Genomic DNA, 6088 nt, shown 5'->3' with positions numbered 1-6088 from the left:
GGAGGATGCCTAGGAGGATAATGACAACACATCCGCCGGGGACCTGTCGTGTCAGTGTAACGATCGGTTGACCGGCATACTTCAGGGAGTCTCCGACCATGTACGACGTGATTGTCGTGGGAGCGCGCTGCGCCGGCTCACCTGTGGCGATGTTGCTTGCCCGGCGCGGTCACCGGCTGCTGCTCGTCGACCGCGTGTCCTTTCCCAGCGACACGATCTCCACCCACTATCTTCAGCAGGCCGCACTGCTCCGTCTGCGGGAGTGGGGGCTGCTCGACGCACTCACGGCGACCAACTGCCGGCCGATCACCGACATGACGGTGTCCCACCTCGGTGTGGTCATCCGCGGGTTCGCTGACCCGATCGACGGGCTGGCGTTCTCGATGGCGCCGCGCCGCATCGTGCTGGACAAGATCCTGCTCGATGGCGCGGTCGCGGCGGGTGTCGAGGTCCGGGAGGGCTTCTCGGTCCGCGATCTGATCCGCCACGACGACGGCACGGTCGCGGGGATCGTGGGCCGGGACGCCACGGGAGCCGACTTCTACAAGGTCGTGCCGGCGGCCAGCTTCATCTACTACTCCTATTTCAGTGGGCTGGACTGGCAGTTCCACAGCCGGTTCGGTGACCGTGAGCAGTGCGCCGGCTGGCCCACCCATGACGGGCTCACTCTCGTCACCGCGATGCGCAACCTCGAGGATTTCGAGGAGTTCCGCGCCGACATCGACGGGAGCCTGCGCCGGACCTTCCGCAGCGTCGCGCCCGAGCTCGCCGAGGATCTCGACAGCCATGGCGTCGTCCAGGAGGACCGTTACTACGGAATCCGTTACCCGGACAACTACTACCGCACGTCCTATGGCCCGGGTTGGGCGCTGACCGGGGACGCTGGTTACCACAAGGACCCGGTGACCGGTCTGGGCATCACCGACGCCTTCCGCTGCGCGGACCTGCTGACCGAGCACGTGGACCAGGCGCTGCGTGGCGACCGGCCCATGGGCGAGGCCCTCGCCGAGTATCAGCGGTTGCGCGACGAGGAGTCGGCCGGTGCGTTCAATTTCACCACGACGCTGGGCGAGCTGGACTTCCCGCCACACCTCGTGGCGCTGTGGCGAGCCCTACCGAACAATGAGACGGCGCGCGCGCAGTTCTTCGGAATGATCGCGGGTGTCGTGCCGTCGTCGGTCTTTCTCGCGCCGAAGAACGTCGAGTCCATCATGTTGGCCGCGGCGGCCGTGTAATGGACAGTCGACCGATCATCGGCGGTCCGACGCCGTCGCCGATGCTCACCGTGGTCGGCGACAGCTTCGCCGAGGGCCGCGGTGACCCGGCGCCCGACGGCGCCTGGATCGGCTGGGCGCCCAGAATGGCCGCGGCTCTGGGTATCCCGCGCAGTCGCGTTCTCAATCTGGGGCGGAACGGCGCGACGACGCAGGATGTCATCGACACGCAGCTCGACGTCGCCGCCTCCGCCTCGGCGGCCCTCGTCGGGATCGCCGCGGGCAGCAACGACCTGCTCACGGACTACTCGCAGGCCAGGTTCGAACAAAACTTCACTCACCTAGTCGCAACTCTCGCGGTCCCGGGAACCACCGCGTTCACCTTCACCTTCCCGGACCTTCACCACCAGGCTCTCGGCGCCGCCGGCGATCCTGGACGTGCTCCGCGCCAGGATCGAGCAGGCGAACGACCATGTCCGCTCGACCGCGGCGAATCACGGAATTCTCCTCGTCGATTTCGATCACGTCGACCGCGCCCACGATTCCCAACTGTGGAATCCCGGGGACTACCATCCCAACGCGGCCGGCTACGAATTTGTCGCCGGTCTCCTCGCGGAGTTGGTGCGCGAAGTCCTGTCGCGTCCGGCTCCCCGGATCCCGGTGCCGGTCCCATCCTGACCCTGTTCGGTTGACCGGTCCCTCGACGTATTCCGACCCGACGTCGAGTCGGATCGGGAGTGAAGTATCTCACGACGCACCGCCGCGGCGATTGCCCCGGCCGATCGAATGTTCGGCAGGTTGTTCTTGCGGAACAACGGGACGTCGATGACACTGGTTTCAAGATGCCCGCGCGGATCGGATACGAGTAAACTGTCGCCAGGCCTCGCGGTTCGCCGTCGCGGCCATGAAGAACTGCGGCAGTGCTTCGGAACGGTGTTGTTCCGGAACAGCGTTGTTCCGGAACAACCCGCCGGCCGTCGGGCTCTCCAGCGGACCGGCCGATCCGCCCCGGCGAGCCGGTTCCCGTCGCGAGCTGATTGAGTCCGTGGAACCACCGAATCCGTGGAACCACCGAGCCAGTGGAACCCCAGCGTCGCCCGACATCTCACACCTGAATACCTCCGCCGGATACATCACGCCCGACATATCAGGGTCCCGCCGCACGCGGTGGTGACCTGCCGGCCAGTGAAGGGAAGAAGCACGTGGACGAGTCCGACCGCCCTGACGACCGACGACTCGCGAACAACCCGATCGCGATTGTCGGGCTCGCCGGACTGTTCCCGATGGCGCGCGACGCGCGGGAGTACTGGAGCAACGTCATCGACGCCGTCGACTGCGTCACCGAGGTGCCGTCGACGCACTGGCGCCCGGAGGATTACTACAATCCGGATGCGACGGTGCCCGACCACACCTACGCGCGCCGGGGCGGCTTCCTCCCGGAGGTCCCGTTCAGCCCGGTGGAGTTCGGCTTTCCGCCCAACCTGCTGGACGTGACCGCGGTCGTGCAGCTGCTCAGCCTGATCGTCGCGCGGGACGTGCTCGCCGACGCGGGCGCACCGGGGTCGGCGTGGTACGACTCCGAGCGCACCGGGGTCATCCTGGGCATGGCTGGCCCCACCACGATGGCCCACCCGCTGGCGGCCCGGCTGGAGACGCCGGTCCTGCGCGAGGTCGTGCGTGCCGCGGGACTCGACGAGGCCGAAACCGCCGCGGTCTCGGAGGCCTTCTCGCTCGCGTTCCCGCCGTGGGAGGAGAACTCGTTCCCCGGGCTGCTCGGCAACGTCGTCTCCGGCCGGATCACCAACCGGCTTGACCTCGGAGGCACGAACTACACGGTCGACTCCGCGTGCGCGAGCGGGCTCACGGCCGTCCGCGGGGCCATCGCCGAACTCATCGACCACCGTGCCGATCTCATGATCACTGGTGGTTGTGACACCGAAAACTCGATCTTCAGTTACATGTGCTTCTCGAAGACGCAGGCGCTGTCCAAGTCCGACCGCATCCAGCCGTTCGACGCCGGCGCCGACGGCACCCTGGTCGGCGAGGGCATCGGGATGCTGGCGCTCAAGCGGCTGGCCGACGCCGAGCGCGACGGGGACCGGGTCTACGCGGTCATCCGGGGTCTCGGGTCGTCCAGTGACGGTCGGTTCAAGAGCGTCTACGCGCAGCGCGCGGAGGGCCAGGTCCGCGCGCTGCGCCGGGCCTACGCGGACGCCGGGGTGAGCCCGGCGTCCGTCGAGCTGTTCGAGGCGCATGCCACCGGTACCGCCGTCGGCGACGCCACCGAGCTGTCCGCGCTCGGGGCCGTCCTGGCCGAGGCCGGGGCACGCCCGGGCCGGGCGGCGATTGGCAGTGTGAAGTCGCAGATCGGGCACACCAAGGGCGCGGCCGGCGCGGCCAGCCTGATCAAGCTGTCGCTGTCGCTGTACAACCGGGTGCTGCCGCCTACGATCAACGTCCGCGAACCGAACCCGGCACTCGCCCAGGATGGCTCGCCCTTCTACCTCAGCACCCGTACCCGGCCCTGGGTGCTCGACCCGGACGTGGGGCGGCGCCGGGCGGCCGCCTCCGCCATGGGGTTCGGCGGTACCAACTTCCACGTCGTCCTGGAGGAGACCCCCGACACGGCACGCCCGGACGCCGACAAGCGTGCCGCCCGGGCGACGCACCGTGCCGTCCGCGCCCACCTGTGGCATGCCGCGACGCCCGCGGAGCTCCTCGAGTTGGTGCGCGGGCAGGCCGAACCGAACGGTGACACGGGCATCCCGGGCAGCGCCGCGCGGGTCGGGTTCGTCGCCCGCACCGGCGCGGAGGCGGACCGCCTGCGCACGATCGCGATCGAGCAGCTCGCGGCGCGAGCCGACGCCGCCGAATGGTCGCATCCCGCCGGGGTGCACTACCGCCGGCAGGCGGCCGGGCAGCCCCGCGTCGGCGTCGTCTTCGCCGGCCAGGGCAGCCAGTACGTCGACATGGGGCTCACCGCCGCCGTCGAGATTCCGCCGGTGCGGGAGGCCTTCGACGCGGCGAACGCCACCTTCGCCGGGGCCGAGCTCACGCTCGCCCGCGCGGTGTTCCCACCGCCGAGCTTCGATCCAGGCGACCGTGCCGACCACGAGATGAACCTGACGCGCACCGAGTACGCGCAGCCCGCGATCGGTGCGCTCTCCGTCGGCCAGTTCCGGTTCCTGCGGGAGCTGGGACTGCGCCCGGTGGGCCTGCTCGGCCACAGCTTCGGGGAGCTGACCGCCCTGTGGGCCGCCGGTTCCCTCGCCGACGCCGACTTCTTCCGGCTCGCCCGGCGTCGCGGCCAGGCCATGGCCCCGCCGGACGAACCCGGCTTCGACCCCGGCACCATGGCCGCCGTCCGCGCCGACCGCGATGCGGTCGCCGAGTTGCTGACCGCGCACCCGGACGTGGTCGTGTGTAACCACAACGCCCCCGACCAGGTCGTCGTTGGTGGTCCGACGTCCGCCGTCGAGGAGTTCGTCACCGCCGCCACCGCGAGCGGGCTCGACGCCCGGCGCATCTCCGTGGCCGCGGCGTTCCACACCTCGCTCGTCGGGCACGCGGTGGACGACTTCGCCGCCGCCGTGGACGTCACCGAAATCGGATCGCCGGCCGTGCCGGTGCACGCCAACACCGCCGGCGCCCGGTACGGCGACGACCCCGCCGAGAACCGCCGGGTCCTCACCCGGCAGCTGGGCAACCCCGTCGAGTTCGTCGCCGGGCTGCAGGCCCTGCGCGCGGACGGCGCGACGGTGGTCGTCGAGATCGGGCCGAGCCAGGTGCTGACCGGCCTGGTCCGGCGCACCCTCGGCGACGAGGTCGTGGCGATCCCCACCGACGCCGGTCGCGACGGCGACGGTGCGGTGGCTCTGATGACCGCGGCCGTGCGCCTCGCGGTGCTCGGCGTCGAGCTTAGCGGGCTCAACCGCTATACGGCCCCGCTGCCGCAGCAGGTGAAGCCGGCCGGGATGACGGTTGCGCTGACCGGGGCGGACCACGTCTCGGAGCCTCGCCGTCGCGCCTACGCCGACGCGCTGGTCACGCTCGCGGCCGCCGCGGCCGTCCGGCCGCGGAAGTCGGCCGCCACGGCGCTCGAAGACGCCCCGGCCGCGTCCGGCCGGGGCGCCGGCGGCGGGCTCGACCCGGCGCGAGCGACGCCGACCGCCGCCACCGAGCGGCGCATCCTCGAAGCGGCACCGGCGCCCACCCAGCCAGTACCCACCCAGCCGGCACCGGCGCCCACCCGGGCGGTATCTGTCCCGATGGCCATCGCCCCGGTAGCGCCCGCTCCGGTAGCGGCAGCCACCCTGGCGGCCCCGGCCCCGAGCGCCGGTGAGGTCGCCGGCATCAGCGAGGTCGCCCGCGACCATCTGGCCCTGCACTCCCAGTTCCTCGACACCCAGCTCCGGGTCGCCGAGGGCCTCGTGCAGGTCCTTCGCGCGGCCCCCGCGGGCAATGGGGCGGGCCAGGAGATCCGGGCCGCTGCCGACGCCGTGACCCGGCAGAGCCTGGCCGTGGGTGAGGCCCATATCCGGGTCAACGAGATCCTGGCGTCCCTGACCGACCTGGAGTACGGCAACGGCGGCGCGCTCACCACCGGTACGGAACCGACGGACCTGTACGGACGGGGAACGACGGGCGATCTGCGCACGCCGGGAATCCCGGCGCCCGGGCTGCCGGCCGTCCCGCTCTCGATCCCCGGCGCCGGGAACAGCAACGGGCGTCCGGCGGGTGCGATCGCGGCTGCCCCGCCCGTGCCTCCGGTGACCGTTCCGTCCGCGGCCCCGGCGACCGTGGGGTCGCAGCCGGCCACCGCTGGGATTGCCCCGCCGGCGGGGACGGCGGGCGTCGACGTGTCGGTTATTGAG

The 6088-nt window shown here is 71.1% G+C and carries 2 protein-coding genes and 2 pseudogenes; all 4 read left to right on the top strand.

Going from position 1 to position 6088, the window contains the following annotated elements:
- Positions 1 to 98: 98 nt before the first annotated feature.
- Entirely contained in the window at positions 99 to 1235 is a 1137-nt protein-coding gene (locus ACY5KJ_RS16675) for an NAD(P)/FAD-dependent oxidoreductase (RefSeq protein ID WP_462189025.1), read from the top strand.
- Positions 1235 to 1582 (top strand): annotated as a pseudogene (locus ACY5KJ_RS16670) (GDSL-type esterase/lipase family protein); the annotation flags it as partial. The gene ACY5KJ_RS16675 and the pseudogene ACY5KJ_RS16670, both read left to right, overlap by 1 nt.
- Before the next feature lie 58 nt (positions 1583 to 1640).
- Positions 1641 to 1892 (top strand): annotated as a pseudogene (locus ACY5KJ_RS16665) (SGNH/GDSL hydrolase family protein); the annotation flags it as partial.
- 524 nt (positions 1893 to 2416) lie between these two features.
- Positions 2417 to 6088: beta-ketoacyl synthase N-terminal-like domain-containing protein (locus ACY5KJ_RS16660; protein WP_462203803.1), on the top strand; the 3672-nt coding region annotated here is incomplete at its 3' end.

Source organism: Frankia sp. CcWB3 (assembly GCF_977927595.1).
Note: the sequence above shows the minus strand (reverse complement) of the source record. Positions and strands in the feature narration are given on the sequence as shown.

What these genes read in the sequence shown, in the direction of transcription:
- ACY5KJ_RS16675 (WP_462189025.1), top strand. Translation starts at nt 99, where the DNA reads ATGTACGACGTGATTGTCGTGGGAGCGCGCTGCGCCGGCTCACCTGTG.